Here is an 18,287-nt window from a genome sequence, read left to right on the forward strand (position 1 = left end):
CAACCAGCCAAGGTTTATGAGATTTCCTTCGCCCGTTGTGGACATTGGCGTTCCATCCGACCATGATCGAAACGACGACAATCACATGACAATTTTGGGTATGGGTGCAAAGGCGCAATACCCATGGAAGACGGGCGCTTTCTTTGCCGGAACAATGGGATATGACATGAGCAAGACTTCACATCCCTCACGTCTAACCTGCTTTAAAGCTTACGACATCCGGGGGCAAATCGGTGTTGATCTTGATGCCTCTGTGGTGCGCGACATTGCCTTGGCATTTGTGCAGGTCATGACACCCAAGACTGTAGTTCTAGGGCATGATTGCCGACACACCAGCCCCGAGTTTCACAAGGCACTTTCCGATGGTTTGGTGTCGCTGGGGGTAGATGTGATCGACATTGGGCTTGCCGGCACTGAAGAGGTCTATTTTGCCACCGATCACTACCGTGCCTGCGGCGGGATTAAGGTGACGGCATCGCATAACCCGGCCGATTACAACGGGATGAAATTGGTTGGGCCCGGCAGCCGCCCTTTGACACCGCAAGAGTTTGATGAAGTGGCCATGCTGGCCTCCACAAGGCCTTCGGCAAAGGCTAAGGTCAGCACCCCCGGCACCGTGTCCAAGCAAGATCCCCGGCCCGCTTATGCCGCGCATGTCATTAACCTTGTTAACAAGGCGGAGATCGGCAACCTGAAGCTGGTGGTGAATGCAGGCAATGGGGTGGCTGGACCCGCTTTCGACGCCATTCTTGACGCGCTGGGTGACGCGGCAAATTCCTTAGACGTTGTCCGCATCAACCACACGCCTGACAGTCGCTTTCCCAAAGGCATTCCAAACCCTCTGCTTGTCGAAAACCGCCAAGAAACAGCCGACGCCGTGCGTCGTTTAAAAGCTGATCTTGGGATCGCGTGGGATGGAGATTTCGATCGTTGTTTTTTCTTTGACCACACAGGCGCGTTTGTCGAAGGGGAATACGTTGTGGGACTGCTGGCCTCCGCATTTCTTACGGACACTCCCGGCGAAACGATCGTTCATGATCCGCGTGTCATCTGGAGCACCACACATCAGATCAAACGCCACGGCGGCACTGCCGCGACTTCAAAGACCGGCCATGCTCATGTAAAGCAGGCCATGCGTGACACTGGCGCCATCTATGGCGGAGAGATGTCCGCCCACCACTATTTTCGCGACTTCATGTCCTGCGACAGCGGGATGATCCCTTGGCTAAAACTGATTGAGTATTTGGGGCGCACAGAACAGACCCTTGCAGGGCTGGTGGCCGAGATGAAAGCTGACTTCCCATCATCCGGTGAACGGAATTTTGTTGTGAGCGACGCAAAAGCCTGCATGAAGAAGGTTTTCACTGCCTATGAAGCAACAGCAAATAACATCAACCGGCTGGATGGCCTGAGCATGAGTTTTGACACGTGGCGCATGAATCTGCGCATGTCTTCCACAGAACCCCTTTTAAGACTGAACGTCGAAACGAACAAAGATGGCCCAGCTATCGAAACGCTGGTTTCTGAGATTGTGCAGCTCATAGAAAAGAACGCTGACACGACGACCTGATCGGCATCGTTAGATGTTCCGGCAAAACGGTTCGAGATTGCCACAACGCTCGCGGCGCTTGCAATAAGTACGATGTAGGCCCTCAGATGCAGTCAACGATCGGCGCTCAATCGGTTACCGGATGACGCAGCCAATCCATGCGATGTAATGGTCCGCGACCAAGGCTGAAAGAAGAGAACTCACATTTTCGAGAGCTTCGTTGACTATTGTCAAGTTCCCCCGCCGCTTTTGGGCGCACTGTCCCGTTGCCTCACCAAGCAAACGGAGAGTGATCATGTCACTTGGAACCACCCAAAAGAAAATCCGCAGTTCGCTAGGGATTGGCTTTGCCATGATGCTAGGCAGCGTCGCTCTGCCAGCTATGGCCGAAGGTCCCACATTAAGCGATGAGGCTTTCGAAGCCTCTAAACAACTCTACTTTGAACGCTGCGCCGGTTGTCACGGCGTGTTGCGCAAAGGTGCAACCGGTAAAAGTCTTGAGCCGGTTGTTAAAACCAAGAACGCTGACGGCACAGAAACCGTCAGTGGCACACTGAAGCTTGGTCAGGAACGCCTGGAGAAAATCATCTCCTGGGGTACCGAAGGCGGTATGAACAACTTCTCGGACATCATGACCGAGCAGGAAATCAAGGATATGGCGACCTATATCCAAATGGATCCGCCCAAGCCGCCAGAAATGTCACTGGCCATGATGAAAGAGACCCGCAAGGTCTATGTCGAAGAAGCCGATTACCCAACCGAGCCGCTGCACGGCCGCAACTGGGAAAACTTCTTCGTCGTCATCGAGCGTGACGTAGGTAAAGTGGCCGTAATCGACGGTGACACCAAAGAAGTTCTGGCACACATCCCAACGGGTTATGCTGTGCACGTTCTGAAAGCGTCCGAACACCACAAGCTGGAAGAACCGGAAAATCCGGGCCGCTTCTGGTACACAATGGGCCGCGACGGCAAGATGACTAAAATCGACCTCTGGCAGACGCCAGACAAGATGTTGGTCTCAGAGGTTACCATTGGGTATGACGCGCGTGACGTGGCTGTGTCCGGTGATGGTAAGTACGTCATTGGTGGCGCTTACTGGCCTCCGCACTTCGCGATCGTGGACGCACAAACCATGGAGCCGCTGAAAGTGGTTTCGACCCGCGGCACCAACGTGGACGGCGACTATGTAGAAGAAAGCCGTGTGGCTGCCATCTACACCACGCCGAACGAACCCACATGGATCGTTGCCGTGAAAGAACTGGGCCAGTTGTGGCAGGTTGATTACTCTGACTTGGACAACCTGCGGATCGACAAGATCAACTCAGCCAAGTTCCTGCACGATGGTTTCTTCGACCCAACAGGTCGTTACTTCCAGATCGCGGCGAACGCCTCGAACAAGATGGTTGTTGTCGACACCAAAGAGCGCAAGCTTGAGGCGATGATCGACACTGCTCCGCTGCCGCACCCCGGCCCAGGCGCCAACTGGAACGATCCGAACTGTGGTCCTGTTGCTGGCACAACCCACTTGGGTGAAGGCACTGTAACAGTTTGGGGCAACGACCCTGAAGGCAACGCCGACAACGCGTGGAAGACTTGCTACGAGGTTGAAACCGATGGTGCAGGTCTGTTCATCCGGACGCACCCGAACTCTAACTACGTTTGGGCTGACCAGACGAAGCACCCAGAGCTTGAAGTGCAGCAGTCGGTTCAGGTCATCTCGAAAGAAACCGGTGAGATCGTGAAAACCATCCAGATCACCGAAGAGGAAGGCAACGTCGCCGTTCACTTCGAGTTCAATAAGGATGGTACCGAGGTCTGGGTTTCAAAATGGAACCGTGCTTCTTCGAAAGAGCCGAACGGCGAAATGGTTATCTATGACGCCCAGACGCTTGAAGAAAAAGCCCGTGTGAAAGGCCTTTACGCCCCGACCGGCAAGTTCAACGTCTACAACCGTTCGAACCACGTCACCTAATGGCGACCTAAAGACACCCAAGGGGGCGGGCCAAGCGCCCGCCCTTTTTTGCTGTCCCTCACGGGGCCGACCATCAACCCAGCTAATACGGAGCCTGGACAATGACCAACGGTCCAAAACCCAAAAAGCCACTTTGGCGACGCACGCTATTTTGGGGCATGCCGCTTGCAGGCGTTGCCGGCGTCTTCGTCGCCGGGATTATCTTCTGGGGTGGATTTAACACCGCCATGGAAGCCACGAACACCAAGGATTTCTGCATTTCGTGCCACGAGATGGAAGACTATGTTTATGAAGAATACAAAGGGACAATCCACGACGTGAACCGTTCGGGCGTTGGCGCTGTCTGTTCCGACTGCCACGTGCCCAAGGATTGGACCCACAAAATCATCCGCAAGATCAAAGCCTCGCGAGAGCTTTGGGGCAAAGCGGTCGGCACGATCAACACGCCCGAGAAATTCGATGCCAAACGACTGCATTTGGCGATGAACGAATGGGAACGGATGAAGGCCACAGACAGCCGCGAATGCCGCAACTGTCACCACTTCGACAGCATGATGCCCGAGTATCAGGCCCCCCGTGCGCGCCAACAGCACCTTAATGCGATGAAAAGCGGTCAGACATGTATCGACTGTCACAAAGGTATCGCGCACCTTGATGTACGTGATCGCGCCGAAGAGGAGTATTTGGAGGTCCTTGAGGCACCAAACCCGAAATTCATCCGCGAAATTCCTCAGGCGTATTTGGACAGCCTTGCCCGCGTAGAAGCGAAAGAAGCGGAAGAAGCCGCAGCACGCAAAGCCGATGAAGAAGCCCAGAAAGCACGTATCATGGCGGCCGTTGAAGCCGCACGCACGGATGAACGTGCCAAGGTAGAAGCAGAACTGGCCAATACATCCACCCCAACACAGGAGGCGACCACAGGCAATCCAGCCGCTGCACCATCAGGTGATGCGGTTGCCGGGAATGTGGCATGGGATAGTGTGCCCACCACCGATTTAACCCTCTTCTACCCGGGCCAGGCCTCGTTCGAGTGGGTGCAGAACGGAAAGCAACACGGGGGCGCGCGTCCGCTGACCAAAGGTGGCGATCAATGTACCACCTGTCACGCACAAGAGCTTGAGACGATTGGCAACAAAATTGTGGCTGGCGGTGGCGGCAAAGGAGATGAGCTTGAACCCACTCCGATCTCTGGCAAACGCGGCTTCATCAATGCCTCGCTACAGGCCACATACGACGACCAGAACATCTACTTCCGTCTGCAATGGACGGATGGTGGCCACAATCCCGTCCCGTTTGTTGAAGGCGGCAAAATGGACCCTGACAACCAGATCAAGGTTGGCATGATGATCACCGGAACTGGGATTGAATTGGGCTCACAAGTCGGGTGTTGGGCAAGCTGTCACGCAGATAACAGCTACATGTCATTTGACCCGGGCACTGAAGCAATCGCAGCCAACAGCGCTGTAGCTTCTCAGCTTCAAGCCGATAAAACGATCACCAAATATCTGGCCGAAAGCCGGACGAAGATCGAGATCAAAGGTCGTCGTGGTAAAGCCCAAGGCGGTTGGGATCAACTGAAAGACCCCGCAGAAATCGATCAGCTTCTGGCTGATGGTACGTTCTTGGATCTGATGCGCGTGTACGCTGATGGATCGTCTTCGAACGGGTATCTGTTGGATCGACGGGTCGAGAATGATGGTGAAATGGCTGCCGAAGCCAACCTCGCTCCGGACGGCACCTGGACGGTGACATTCTCACGACCTCTGGCCGGAGGGACCGGAGACGTCAGCTTGGAAGCAGGCCAAACTTATACTGTTGGCTTTGCAATCCACGATGACTATGCAGCTGCTCGTTTCCACCATGTAACGCTAAATACCACGCTCGCGTTGGATAATGCAGAAGCCGCGATTAACGTGGTCGCACAGTAAAACTGACGCGGCGGTCACCTCAACCGACCGCCGCGTTTTTTTCCAAAGTAGGAAAGGTTCACCCATGTTTCATATCTTGCAAAAACTGACCCTGCCCTTCTCTGTCGCACTATGTGCAGCACTTCCTGTGTTTGCTGACGACGACAAAACCGCGACCATCTGCGCTGAAGCAGAAGAACGCTATGTCGAGCTCACCGGCACACCCTCGGCTGAAGCAGAGGGCGTCATTGTGGTGAAGATGTACAAGTACAATTTCTGCCCCGCCGAACTGGTCGTTCCCGTCGGAACCACCGTCCGTTGGGTGAATGTCGATAAACGCACCAGCCACAGCGTCATTGTCCCGAACGAGCCCGAAAGTGATCGCGCCTTCCCCGAGGAGGCCATCGAGTTCACATTCTTGACCGAGGGTGACCAGGAATATCTTTGTGGTCCGCATTGGGAAACGCAGAAGATGATCGGGATGATTACAGTCGCCGGGAAATAAACTGGCTAACTCTTACCGCAACCACGCTTGTGCGGGATCTTCTTCACAATAGATACGCAAGTGATCGATATCTCTGATTTTGGCGCGATTCTGTTTGACCTGAACCCCCTCATCCTTCAGCCGGGCAAAAGCTCGGCTTAAGCTTTCGGGCTTCATACCAAGACGGCCTGCAATCAGGATCTTGTCATAGGGAAGCACAACTTCACACTCGCCTGTCTGACACTCGGCAAGCTCGCACAGGAACTCGGCCACCCTCTGGGCTCCAGTGCGCGCTTTTAGGGCTTCGATCTGGGAAACGAGGTTGTGCAAATGCACAAAAGTTGCTGACAACAATGAAATTGCAGCTTCCGGTGCCTCTCGGATACGGCGCAGATAATCCTCGGCATCAATGCGCAAAAGGGTACATTGCGTCACAGCTTCCGATGAAACCGGGTAGACATCCCCCCTAAAAGCCAGTGCCTCGCCGAAGCTGCGTCCTTTGGTGAACACACCCACAACGGCTTCGGCTCCACTTGGTGCAATACGATAAAGCTTTGCCCAGCCAGCAACCACAATGAAGATGGCGGTTGCCCGTTCACCTTGCAGAAAAACTGTTTGTCCACGGTCATAGTTGCTCACGCTGGCGCGCGAAAGCAATGCTTCGGCATCATCCGATGGCATACTGCTTAACAGCAACGACTGATGCGCCACCGCCTTATGCTCTGGCTGCATATCTGGCTCCCTTAGCTTGATATGTAAATGAATACGCCGTTCCTTAGGCGCATTGCAACTTGCCGGATTGTATAGAGGGCAAATCAGATCGGGTTTGGCCAATCTGTTTAATGTCCCCAAAAGACCCAACTAGAATGATCTAAGCTCGTTCGAAATACTCCAAACGCGCGCCGTTAAATGCCTTTAAGACGTCTAATGATTGCTCTTTGGGTACGAGGCATAGCGTTGTGGAAAGCCCATCCGCAAGCACCGCACGAGGGGCAGAAACCGATGCTATTTTCACGCGCGCGCGCGTCCCTGACGGGGTCAGAATATGGCCACTGCCAGCGCCAATGGTCATCGCATCGGGGACAGACGTGGCTATGGCTCGATCATGAGCGGTCAACCGGTGTACCAGCGTGCCATCGGGGAACACCACGCCAATACCCCAAGGACCGTTTGGTCCGTTCCCAACAGCTGCAATTTCACCCATATCGACCAACACGTTTTGAAGCCCATGGCGTTTCAAAAGATCAACCACGGCATCCGTGATCGCCCCTTGCGCAATGCCGTTCAGGGTCAAAGCACCCGCCTTTGGAAGATGGACATTCTTTGTGTCAAAGCGAACACGAGCCCAACCAACCGACTGTTTCGCTGCGGAAATATCGTCATCCCCTTTGGTCATCGCGATCGCGCGCCACAAGGGTTGGATGCTGGGATCAAATGCTCCGTCACTTGCAGAATGCAGTGCGTTGCACAGGCTGAGCACGGACAAAAGCTCAGCCGATGGCGCTGATAACTGCCCATCCCGGTTTAGGCGGACCAACTCAGAATTGTCCTGATACAAGCTGAAAATTGCCTCTAGTCGCACAAGCTCGGCTTCGACTGCAGCAAAAATAGGCTGCGCCTCGGCGTCGCTCAGACCGGTGAGTTGCATGGAAACAGGCCCGCCCAAGGCCCGCCCGGTCCAGCGCGCAACAGTAGAGGCCGCAGCAGCGGATGGCAAAGCCATGGCAGCCGCTGTGATTGTCAAGAAGCGACGGCGATCAAAGCGTGTCATGATGGGGTCTCCAGAGTGAGAGTCAGGTCGACTGGGGCCAAAACGGCATCATCGGGGATTGCATCAAGCGGCAACACCTCTCCGCCATAGGTTTCAACAAATGCGGTGGCATTTTCTGGTTCAGCGAAGGGCACAATTTCAGGGGCTCCCATGCCACCCGCAACGCGGGCACCGACCACGAAGCTCGCTTCGCCAACGGGGATCCAGTTCGAAATGCCCGGTTCCGACCAACTGGGGGCAACGCCCATATCGCTGACGTAAACGGCCGTAATCGCAGCCTCGCGTTCGGGGCTTTTCAGATACGCCATAAGATCACGCACCTGCGCAAAGAAAAGCGGGGCTGGGTGGCCCTCCAAATGGATTTGCCCCTTCGGGCCGCCATGTTCGGCGATGTTCATCTGGCAGAAATAACTCAGCGCTTGTTCCGTCAGATCGGCAGGCGGTGGGGGCGTTTTCGCTTCGTCTTCGTTGCAAGCGGCGAGCGTTAGTACCGCGAGAAAGAATATGCGTTTCATGGTTCGACCCTCTTGAAAGCGGCGCGGGCCAGAAGGAATGCCAGAACCGGCCAGATGGCCAACGAAGCAGGCGCTGCCCATGCAGGCAAGGTTTGCGCCGCGCCCGCCATGCCAGATGCCAAAGCAACACCGTCCGAGGCAGCGATGTTCCAGACCCGGAATGCATCCGCCGGGTTGGCCACCATCAGCCACGGGAAGATTGAGCGTGTGAAGCTGCCGCCGCCATCCATTACCACTGCGCCCAGAAGGCCGAGGTCATAGAGCACAACAAAGACCAGCCACAGCCCGGCGGATAGGCCTGCCGCGGCGGTCGCGCTGCGCGACAGGGCAGACACCAGATAACCAAGCCCAAGGAAAACCGCGCCCAGCAGGATCGAGGTCGCGATCAGACGCGCCAGAGCAATCAGACTGTCTGCCCCTGCCCCGCCTGACCACGCCGCAATGGCGCCCGCCGAACCGAAGCCGACGGTCATGGCAAATCCAAGCGCCGCGAGGTGGGCTGCGAATTTGCCGAGCAAGATTTCTCCGCGCCCGGCAGGATAGGACAGTAGCAGCGACAAGCTGCCCCGTTCAGCCTCGCCTGCGATAGCATCGAAGCTGATCATCAACGCCAGCAATGGCGCGAGGTAGACGGATAGCGTCGTCATCGACGTGACCGAAATGGTCAGCATATCAACGCCCAACGTGCCCGTAGGCGCACTGCCAGCAAAGGTCAACGCAAGCGCGAATAACACCATGATGATGGTCGCCATTAGCAGCCAACGGTTGCGACGCAGGATCAGCATTTCTGTAGCAGCGATGGACAGGAAACGGGTCATTGCATCCCCTCCTTGGCATAATGGCGATAGAGGTCTTCCAGCCGCGGCGGTGTCATTTCAATGTCCGCAACAGCCTCGCCCATGGCGGCCACATCGCGCAGCCGGGCCATCTTCTGGTCAGGTGTACAAAGGACCTCGACCGAGGCGCCGTTTATGCGTGTGCCGCCCATCGTTTCGGCAATCTGATCGGCATGGGTGCCCGTTGCGCGAATGCGCAGTTTGGTCGGCAGGCCAGCTTGGGCCGACAAGCTTTCAAGCGCATCATCAGCCACCTTCACGCCTTGGCGCAAAATGGCGATCCGATCTGTCTGGGCTTCCACCTCGGTCAAGGCATGGCTGGCGATCAAAACTGCTGTCCCCTGCCCGGCCAGCTCATCTATGATGGCGTACAGATCCTGCCGCGAGATCGGGTCAAGACCGCTGGTGGGTTCGTCCAACAACGCCACTTTGGGATTACCAAGCAGTACCTGTGCCAACCCAAGCCGTTGCCGCATGCCTTTGGAATAGGCACCGATCCGGCGGTCCATCGCGTCGGACAGCCCCACACGGTCCAACAGACCAGGCACATCCGCGGCCTGCCCATCAAGGCGCGCAAACAAGGTTAGCTGTTCGCGGCCCGTCAGAGCAGGGTGGAAGCTGACCGCTTCGGGGAGGTAAGCGGTCAGCCGTCGGGCCTGAGCAGAGCCGGGATTCGCGCCATCGACGCTTATCCGGCCAGCCGTGAGTGGTGTCAGGCCCAGAATAGTTTTGATCAGGGTCGATTTTCCGGCCCCGTTGTGACCCAGAAGCGCCACGCGCTCGCCGGGTTGTACGATCAGGGACACGTCATCAAGAACAGTCGCGCTGCCGCGATCCTTCCGGACGTTTTCAATAGTCAGTGCGTTATCCGTCATGGGGCACCTTTGCGATTGCAGGCGGTCTCGGTGCTTGCATAAGTGGGTGAGAGTCCACCACCCCGCCCGGTAAAAGCGCGGGGAAAGCGGATTGAGACCAGCGCACCAGCTGAACAGCCGGAGAGCCAAGAAGCATTTTTGCAGCGGGTTGGGTCCACAGTACGTGATCCATGCTGTCATTGGGACGATAGGGCGCGTCGGCCACGCCGTCTCCGTCCACGTCAAACGCGGCGAAGTCGGACCAGTGGTTACCCTGCCCGTCCTCAGACCATTCGACCCATTTGGTCGACACGTATTTCACTTGTGTTCGATTGCCGATGAAGCTGTTGCCAACAATGCGATTGTTGTCGGACCCGGCAGTAAAATGAATGCCAATCCCGCAGCCCTGAAACCAGTTGCCCGAGAAATCGTTTTTGTTCGAATTGTATAAGAACGTGCATTTCTCAGCCGCGTTCTTAACATAGTTTCCGGTGATCACGCTGCGATTGGCATAGTTCAGCATAACCCCATGGTCGCGGTCATCGATCGACACATTGTCGGTCACTTTCACGCGGGTTGAGAACATGACCGCATAACCAAGGTGATTACCGATCGATACATTACCCGTGACCTCGGAATTATCGGCATACATGTAATGCACGGCAAATCGCAGATCTCGGAAAGTGTTGTTTCTAAATATGTTTTTCTTAGACGAGTTGACGAAGATGCCATCGCGGCCCCAACGAACCTCGTTTCCTTCGACAATCGCGCCGGGGGCGTTCCAGACATAGATGCCGTTGCCACGCGCATTCATGCGGCGGTCTTGGCGGCCTTCGATCTGGTTGTTTGACACCAGCGCATCATCCGCACCGTGGATATCGATGCCGTAAAGATTGCCCAGAACCACATTGTTCCGAATAATCGGGGCATGTGCGGTTTTTGTAAGCTGGATGCCGCTGTCGATGCCTTCATGTTCAGACCCTGAGCCGATCACGGTCAGCCCTTGAACGGTGACGTCATCACCCGTCACGGTAATCACACTGCCCTTGCCCTGCCCGTCGATGGTGGCATGGCCAGCCCCGTCAAGCGTGATGGGCTTGTCCAGCACAACAGTTTCCAGATAGGTCCCGGGCCGCAGGCGAAGCGTGTCGCCCTCTGCGGCCCGAGCCAGTGTTTCGCGAATAGCCCCTGGCGTATTGGGCACGTCCCAATCGGCCGCCTGCATGCAGGTGGCAGAAAGGACAAATCCAAGGGTCAGGAGCCAGCGCATCGTCTTAAGCGTCCCGTGGCTCGACCATCATCCGGCCGCGCATTTCCATGTGGAGTGCGTGGCAGAACCACTGGCAATAGAACCAGTGAACACCCGGACGGTCAGCGACGAAGGTCACCGATGCAGTTGCCTGCGGACCGACTTCCATGGCGACACCGAAGTTGGCCATACAGAACCCGTGGGTCACGTCATCCACGTCATCAAGGTTGGTCACGTAAACCGTAACTTCGTCACCCTGCTTCACAGTGAACTTCTCAAGCGAGAATGTCGGCGCGATCGAGTACATGTAGACACGTACCTTGGTGGGATCGTCCTTATCGCGGATGATCTCGTCCGAGCCTTCATCCAGATCGACGCCATCGGCTTCGGCCTGTTTGCGGGCATCTTCCCACATCGGGTCGTTGCGATCCCATACGTTGACCGGGTTCACGATGTCGCGGCGAACGATGATTGAATCGTGCGGCTCGGCAAAGGTCGGGCCATCATGGACCACCTTCATCTTGTCGCCGGTGATATCAATCAGCTGCTCGTTTTCAGGCTTCAAAGGGCCCACGTTCAGGAAGCGGTCTTTCGAGAACTTGTTCATCGAAATCAGCCACTGACCATCAGCATCCGCAGTTTCACCCATCGAAGTCGAGTTGTGACCGGGCTGATAATGCACGTCCACTTTGTCAACGATCGGATCAACTTCTTCGCCAGCATAAGCTTTGATCGCCTTGGCGATGTCCCACTTCACAACCTGGCTGTCCAAGAACAGCGTGGTATAGGCATTGCCGCGGTTATCAAATGCAGTGTGTAGCGGTCCAAGACCCAGTTCGGGCTCGGCCACGATGCACGAACGCTCGTCCGCGCCAGCAAAGACATCATCCAGCTTGGTCACGTCGATCACCGAAACGGTGGGCGACAGTTTACCATTGATCATGATGTGCTGTTTGTCAGGGGCCGCGTTTACGCCGTGGGGCGAGTTCGGGATCGGAATGTAGCGGGTGTAGTTCTTGTTCTGACCTTTACGGCCATCCACGACTTTCACGCCTTTCATTTCCTGATAATCGCCGTTCTCAATCGCTTTTTCGATTTCTGCGATGTTGAACACAACAACGTGGTCCAGCTCGTTCTCGGTCATCTCGGGCAAGGTCATCCCCATTTCCGAGTTATACGAGGTCGAGAAGGCGTATTTGCCCTGATAATCACAGTCAGTGTTATCAAGGTTGCCCGAGACAATCACCTGCCAAGCCACTTCCATCTCGTCGCCATCAATGGCGGTGAAGATGTTCACATACTGCTCTGGCTCGTCCAGGATTTTGCCATCATTGACCAGTGGTGCTTCATGTTCGCCGTTGGCGAAGACATAGCCAGTGCGCGGGAATTTCTGCGGACGCAGGCCGTGGATGTCATGCGCGTTCGGGATCTCGATGATCTTGTCGCATTTCATCACGTCGCAACGCACACGCGCCACACGGGTGTTGGCTTTGTCGTTCATGAACAGGAAGCGACCGTCATAGGTACCGTCTGTGAAAGACATGTGTGGGTGGTGCAAATCGCCGTTGTCATAGGTGACTTTGTTGTTCGACGCGAGGAACTGCTTGGTTTCAGGCAGAAGACCTTCGGTCAGAACCTTCAGCGATTCATTCGTTTGTCCCCAACCAGTTGCCGAGCAACGGTTGAACACGGGGATACGCATGAATTCACGCATGGACGGCACACCCAAGATGCGCAGTTCTCCAGTTTGGCCTGAAGACCAGAAACCGTAATAATCGTCCAGTTCACCAGGCTCGAGATGCGCGTTGGCAGCTGCACTTGCTTCTTTGGCTGACATCAGTGTCGAACCGATACCGGTACCTGCGAAGACCGCGCCCGTAGCGGTGGCCCCCAGCATACCCCGGCGGGTCATTGAGAGTTTTTCGTTCTTATCAGTCATTGTGTTTCCTCCTTAGGAGCTGACGTTCTTTTGGCGTTTGGATGGTTCGCCGGTGGTTTCTTTGACGGGATATTCAGGTCCGCCACGCCGGTCTTGGCCCGCCGCTTAAGCGTGCGGATGACCACCGGACATTTGTCGGCCGACTGATACAGAACCTGGCAATGCAGGCAGTCGACACACTCGTTTGGATTAATTTCGCCTGTCGGATGGATGGCCTGAACAGGGCATTCGTTGCGGCAGGTCTGACAGGGATGGCCGCAATCGTGATAGCGCTTGAGCCACTCAAACATGCGAATGCGGGCGGGGATCGCCAGTGCTCCGCCCAGTGGGCACAGGTAGCGGCAATAGAAGCGTTCGACGAACAGCCCGGCAATCAGAAGGACCACCGCAAAGACCACGAAGGGCCATTCGCGTACGAACTTCAAGATGATCGCAGTCTTGAACGGCTCGACCTCAGCATAGGTTTCGGCCAACGGGATCGAGACCATGGACAGTCCAAACAGCCCAAAGAAGATCATGTATTTGATTGGCCACAGGCGTTCATGCAGGCCCCACGGCAAGGTCCATTGCGGGACTTTCAACGCACGGGCGGCTTTGTTCAAAAGCTCTTGCAACGCACCGAAGGGGCACAGCCAACCGCAGTAAGCCCCCCTGCCCCAGAAGATCAGGGCAGCGGCCACCGCGAACCACTGGATGAAGACCAGCGGATCCATCAGAAAAGCGTCCCAAGTGAAGCCCGACCGCAGGCTGCCAGCCAGCGCCATCAGGTTCACGATGGACAGCTGTGCGTTTGCATACCAACCAAGGAACACCAACGTGAAGGTCAGGTAGCCAATGCGGAACCAATAGAATGCGCGCGCGTTGCGTGTCGCGTGGAACTGGAAGAAGAACGCACCAGTCAGCACCAAAAGCATCGCACCTAGGATGCCGATCTCGACCGTTTTGTCCTTCCAGATGCGTTTCCAAAGGGCCGACTTTGCGGCGGCTTCGGCATCTGCGTCATCAACAATCGGCGCGGCTGCGGCAACCGGCATCAGGAAACGGTCGGGCAGCTTGTAACCCAGATCAAAGGTTAAGAACGTCTTTTCGACCGCGCCAATTGCGCGCTGCGCAAGCAATTGCAGGCGGAAGGGTTCAGCGGGATTAAACTCGGCTTCGGCAGGGATTTTGAACAGATCAAGTTCAGCAAAACTTGGGCTGTCCGTAGTGGCCAGATCGCCCAAGCGGCGCTGCTGCTTGTCAAAGAAGCGCACCGAATTGTCGCCTTGGATCAACTGAATACGGTCAAAGATGCCACCGCGTACATATCCGGATCCTTTGAAGCTGTAAGCCCCGCGGCCCAGCAAAAGGATGGCGTGCTCACCCTCTTCCAGCCAGCCGGTCAGGTTGGCAAACTCGGCCTCGCCCAACAGGGATTTGCCGATCGAAGGCACGGACACGACCGCCATGTGCATGTCGATGAACGTATCCTCAGGCGCACCACGTTCGGGGCGTGCGATGGCTTTGGGGTCACCAGTCGCCTCAAACGCCGCGTTGATCTGTCCGATATCCAGCGTCAATCGGCGCACCGACCCGTCGCCAGACAGGGTCGTCCAGTCCGACACCTCTTCATTTGTCAGGTCAATCTCGCGCTTCGGCCCATCGGCCTGGCGCGGAGACAATCCGCCCAGTCCCAGCGCACGCGCCACTTTAATGCCGCCCCGCACAAGGCTGTCATCAATCACCATGATGGTGACCGTCGCACCCGAGATAATATCAAGGTCATGTGCATCACCGCCCGAAGCAGCCTCGGCTTTCAGGTCGAGCCCGGCATAGCCCTCGGTTAGCTTGACCATTTTCGAGTTGGGAATGCCAATCAAAACAATGGGTTCTGAGTGTTCTACAAGCTTAACACCGGTCAGTACGGCATCAGGGTCAATCGCAGCGACAACGTGAATGGGTTTGCCCGAGTATCCCGTCGTGCCCACGAAGTCCGAGGTCAGGAACGCATAGGCGATTGCCTCGCCACCCTTCAGGATCGGAGCGACAGGCACATCGTCGCGGATCGGACCAAACGCATCAGCGCCGGGGGCAAGATCCGCAGGTGTCAGGTCTGGCAGGAATTTGGCAAGGCTGTCGGCCTTTGCCGTATCGGTCATAACCCCGGACAGGATCAAGACAAGGGCACAGAGCCAAGAATAGATTGCGCGCTTTAAGATCACAGCGCACCTCCTTTTAGATGAGGGATTGCTGTGAATGCGCCACGCGCGGCGCAATTCGATTTTTCAGTGTTCGCGGCTGGAGGTCCACGGGTTTCAGGCCAAGCGCGATCTTGGTCTAAGCCAAATGTCTGGGTCTGCAAACTTGTGGCTTGGGTCAAACCGGATCCGGCAAAATGCCTTTCAACCGGATCATAAGACAGGCCTGTCATTGAAGACGAGCAGATTCCGCAATCTGAGCAGTCCTCACAGCAAGTTTGATTGTCCTCGGAATCGGATTCGCCGCTGCCCAGATCAATCTGAACAAAGGTGCCTTCACCGTCAGAACAGATCTCAATCCAAGTCATGTTGCTGGCATGTCCGATTGAAGCCGTTAGTGGCTGTAAAACCAGTGCAACAACACCCAACAGTGAAAGAAGCGCACGGAAAGACAGGCGGCCACTCCGGCCTCCTGACGCATTCGTTTCTGTCTTTTGCCGGTGAAATAGCATCCATGGCCCCAATCGATGATTCCATGAGACAATGGGGCGCGGGCCAGCGCCTCGCCTTGACAACTGTCAATTGCATCTGATGCGCGACACGTAAGTGGAACGGTGTTTGGAGGTCGCAGTTCCAATCTGAACTTGGTTCTTCCATTTACTTAACATTCGTCAAGGCGCGGAGGCATTTGCCAGCCCATCTTACCGCCACGAACCGGCCCAAGCCTCACCCGCTGGCGATGTTTTGTACGCGCTCAGCAGCGCTTTCGTCTCCTAAGTGGTGTGTGGCGTCCAGCCAGCCATTTGACGAGCGAGAGAGAAAATGACCGGTAAAGTATATCTAATCGGCGCAGGCCCCGGAGACATGGAATTGATGACCATGAAGGCCGCCCGCATGCTGAGTGAGGCCGATGCCGTGGTTTATGACCGCCTTGTCTCGGACGAGATTGTGGGAATGGCGCGTGCAGACGCGAAAATGATATTCGTGGGCAAGTCTTCAGACCGCCACACAGTTCCCCAAGACGGCATAAACGAGATTTTGGCCCAAGAGGCACGCGCAGGACGCATTGTTGCCCGGCTAAAAGGCGGAGACCCTCTGATTTTTGGGCGTGGCTCGGAAGAAGCCGCCTATTTGCACTCCCAAGGGATTGAGGTCGAATACGCACCGGGCATCACCGCCGCCCAAGGTGTGGCCAGTGTCACAGGGGTCCCATTGACCCATCGTGGGTTGGCTACTGGGGTGCAGTATGTGACGGGGCATCGCCAAGCCAATGGCGTGCTGGATCTTGACTGGAAACGGCTGGCAAATCCCGACACGACGCTGGTTATCTATATGGGTGTGGCCAATATCGGCCAGATCGCGGTCGGCCTTATGACCGAAGGGTTGCCGGGCAGCACACCTGTGCTGGCGATTTCGCAGGCAACCACAAAAGACGAACGGCGATTGGTATCGACGCTTGATCACGTGGCTCAGGATGCGCGTGAGGCGGGTTTAAAACCGCCAACACTGTTTGTCATCGGCAAGGTCGTCACGCTTTACGCAGACGCCATGCCCGATCCTGCCCAAGAGGTCGCCGCCCATGCGTAACCTCCTGGCACTGCTGCTTCTGACTGGGGCCGCCCATTCTGGTGAGCCTGCTTTGGACCCGACGGCCTTGACACGTCTGGTGCATCAGGATTGCGGCTCGTGCCATGGACTGACGCTGAAAGGTGGGCTTGGCCCGGACATTCGCCCCGAGACCATCGAGCATTACGACGCCGAGGTTCTGACGACTGTCATCCTCGACGGCATCCCGGACACCGCAATGCCCCCGTGGCGCCCTTTGATCACCGAAAAAGAGGCCGCTTGGATCGCTGACTATCTTCTGAAAGGGGACACCCAATGAAAACGTTGATTTCCACCTTTGCGCTGGCCGCAACGCTAGGCACCACAGCCATTGCCGAGACCATCGCGACAGGGGACTTAGGATTGATCATCGAACGTGCCAAAGGCTCGGTTTTGTTGATTGATCAGTCCGAGCGCGCGTCGCTCGCGCGGATCGAAGGCTTGGGCGATCTATCTCATGCCTCGATGGTGTATTCCCCCGACGAACGCTTTGCCTATGTGTTTGGCCGCGACGGAGGCCTGACCAAAGTCGACATCGTGGAACGCAAGATCGCGAACCGTGTTGTGCAAGGTGGCAACTCGATCGGAGGGGCTATATCAGACGATGGCAAACTGGTTGCCGTATCGAACTACAAACCGGGCGGCGTGCGCGTCTTTGATGCCGACACGCTGGAGATGGTGGCCGACATCCCGACCGGATCAAAAACCATCGGGCTGGTCGACGCGCCGGGCCGCCGCTTTGTGTTCACCATGTGGGACACGGGCGAGACCTGGATTGCCGACATGTCTGGTGAAGGCGCCCCTGCGATCACCAAGATCCCTGAGATGGGTGAAAACCCCTATGACGCATTGGTGACTGGCAATGGACGCACCTATATCACGGGGCTTTTTGGCGAGGATGGCCTGACCGCGCTCGACCTTTGGCAGGACAACCCGAAACCCATCCGTGTTTTGCCCAATTATGGGCGCGGACAAAAAGATATGCCGGTCTACAAGATGCCTCACCTTGAAGGTTGGGCGCTGACCGGCGCTGAGTTTGTGTTGCCTGCCGTTGGTCACCACGAGGTGCTCTGGATCGACGCCAACACGCTGGAAGAAACCGGCCGCACCAAAACCTATAGCCAGCCGGTATTTGCCATGGCCCGCCCTGACGGGCGTCAGGTCTGGGTCAACTTCGCCCACCCAAAAAACGACACCATTCAGGTGATCGATACCGTGTCCAAGGAAATCATCCACGAATTCAAACCCGGCCCAGCCGTGCTGCACATGGAGTTCACCTCGCGCGGCCACGAAATCTGGGTCAGTGTGCGGGATGAGAACAAGGTGAAAGTCTATGACACCCACACGTTCGACCTGCTGCGCGAGATTGAGGCTGACAGCCCCTCAGGCATCTTTTTCACCGCTCGCGCGCACAGGACGGGGCTATAAG

At 56.3% G+C, this 18,287-nt stretch carries 15 protein-coding genes; 7 read left to right on the plus strand and 8 right to left on the minus strand.

The window, feature by feature from the left end:
* Positions 1–16 precede the first annotated feature (16 nt).
* The 4 genes from MWU55_RS15835 to MWU55_RS15850 all read left to right on the plus strand — a co-directional run bounded on the left by MWU55_RS15835 (position 17) and on the right by MWU55_RS15850 (position 5,933).
* Positions 17–1,570 (plus strand): phosphomannomutase/phosphoglucomutase, encoded by a 1,554-nt coding sequence (locus MWU55_RS15835; RefSeq protein ID WP_246937767.1) that lies wholly within the window; start codon positions 17–19, stop codon positions 1,568–1,570.
* 274 nt (positions 1,571–1,844) lie between these two features.
* On the plus strand, positions 1,845–3,521 hold the full coding sequence (locus MWU55_RS15840) for a cytochrome D1 domain-containing protein (RefSeq protein WP_246937770.1): 1,677 nt from the start codon (positions 1,845–1,847) through the stop codon (positions 3,519–3,521).
* Between the two features lie 101 nt (positions 3,522–3,622).
* A complete protein-coding gene (locus tag MWU55_RS15845; RefSeq protein ID WP_246937772.1) occupies positions 3,623–5,449 on the plus strand; it encodes a NapC/NirT family cytochrome c in 1,827 nt (608 codons plus the stop codon).
* 64 nt (positions 5,450–5,513) lie between these two features.
* A complete protein-coding gene (locus tag MWU55_RS15850) occupies positions 5,514–5,933 on the plus strand; it encodes a plastocyanin/azurin family copper-binding protein (RefSeq protein WP_246937774.1) in 420 nt (139 codons plus the stop codon).
* Positions 5,934–5,945: 12 nt separating this feature from the next.
* Here the strand turns inward: MWU55_RS15850 and MWU55_RS15855 are convergent, their stop codons facing one another.
* From MWU55_RS15855 to MWU55_RS15890, 8 genes are all read right to left on the minus strand, one after another.
* Positions 5,946–6,644, minus strand: a complete 699-nt coding sequence (locus tag MWU55_RS15855; protein ID WP_246937777.1) for a Crp/Fnr family transcriptional regulator — start codon at positions 6,642–6,644, stop codon at positions 5,946–5,948.
* Positions 6,645–6,783: 139 nt separating this feature from the next.
* Positions 6,784–7,683, minus strand: coding sequence for an FAD:protein FMN transferase (locus MWU55_RS15860; protein WP_246937779.1), 900 nt, complete (start codon positions 7,681–7,683; stop codon positions 6,784–6,786).
* Entirely contained in the window at positions 7,680–8,198 is a 519-nt protein-coding gene (locus tag MWU55_RS15865) for a nitrous oxide reductase accessory protein NosL (RefSeq protein WP_246937782.1), read from the minus strand. Before MWU55_RS15865 ends, MWU55_RS15860 begins: the two co-directional genes overlap by 4 nt.
* Positions 8,195–9,016: an ABC transporter permease subunit gene (locus tag MWU55_RS15870; protein WP_246937784.1), complete on the minus strand. Its 822-nt coding sequence runs from the start codon at positions 9,014–9,016 to the stop codon at positions 8,195–8,197. The genes MWU55_RS15865 and MWU55_RS15870 overlap by 4 nt, the downstream gene beginning before the upstream one ends.
* Entirely contained in the window at positions 9,013–9,909 is an 897-nt protein-coding gene (locus tag MWU55_RS15875; protein WP_246937787.1) for an ABC transporter ATP-binding protein, read from the minus strand. Before MWU55_RS15875 ends, MWU55_RS15870 begins: the two co-directional genes overlap by 4 nt.
* Positions 9,899–11,158 carry a nitrous oxide reductase family maturation protein NosD gene (locus MWU55_RS15880; RefSeq protein WP_246937789.1) on the minus strand — a complete coding sequence of 420 codons (1,260 nt, stop codon included), beginning with the start codon at positions 11,156–11,158 and terminating at the stop codon, positions 9,899–9,901. The genes MWU55_RS15875 and MWU55_RS15880 overlap by 11 nt, the downstream gene beginning before the upstream one ends.
* A gap of 4 nt (positions 11,159–11,162) precedes the next feature.
* Positions 11,163–13,076 (minus strand): TAT-dependent nitrous-oxide reductase, encoded by a 1,914-nt coding sequence (gene nosZ / locus MWU55_RS15885; protein WP_246937792.1) that lies wholly within the window; start codon positions 13,074–13,076, stop codon positions 11,163–11,165.
* Entirely contained in the window at positions 13,073–15,277 is a 2,205-nt protein-coding gene (locus MWU55_RS15890; RefSeq protein WP_246937794.1) for a NosR/NirI family protein, read from the minus strand. Before MWU55_RS15890 ends, nosZ begins: the two co-directional genes overlap by 4 nt.
* A gap of 798 nt (positions 15,278–16,075) precedes the next feature.
* On the opposite strand from MWU55_RS15890, the gene cobA reads away from it, so the two are divergent.
* The 3 genes from cobA to MWU55_RS15905 are packed head-to-tail and all read left to right on the plus strand — an operon-like array spanning position 16,076 to position 18,286.
* Positions 16,076–16,840: a uroporphyrinogen-III C-methyltransferase gene (cobA, locus tag MWU55_RS15895; RefSeq protein ID WP_246937796.1), complete on the plus strand. Its 765-nt coding sequence runs from the start codon at positions 16,076–16,078 to the stop codon at positions 16,838–16,840.
* Positions 16,833–17,138 (plus strand): cytochrome c, encoded by a 306-nt coding sequence (locus MWU55_RS15900; RefSeq protein WP_246937797.1) that lies wholly within the window; start codon positions 16,833–16,835, stop codon positions 17,136–17,138. Before cobA ends, MWU55_RS15900 begins: the two co-directional genes overlap by 8 nt.
* On the plus strand, positions 17,135–18,286 hold the full coding sequence (locus tag MWU55_RS15905) for a cytochrome D1 domain-containing protein (protein ID WP_246937799.1): 1,152 nt from the start codon (positions 17,135–17,137) through the stop codon (positions 18,284–18,286). The genes MWU55_RS15900 and MWU55_RS15905 overlap by 4 nt, the downstream gene beginning before the upstream one ends.
* Position 18,287: the final 1 nt, after the last annotated feature.

The sequence above is a fragment of the Aliiroseovarius sp. F20344 genome, from assembly GCF_023016155.1.
Lineage (GTDB): Bacteria > Pseudomonadota > Alphaproteobacteria > Rhodobacterales > Rhodobacteraceae > Aliiroseovarius.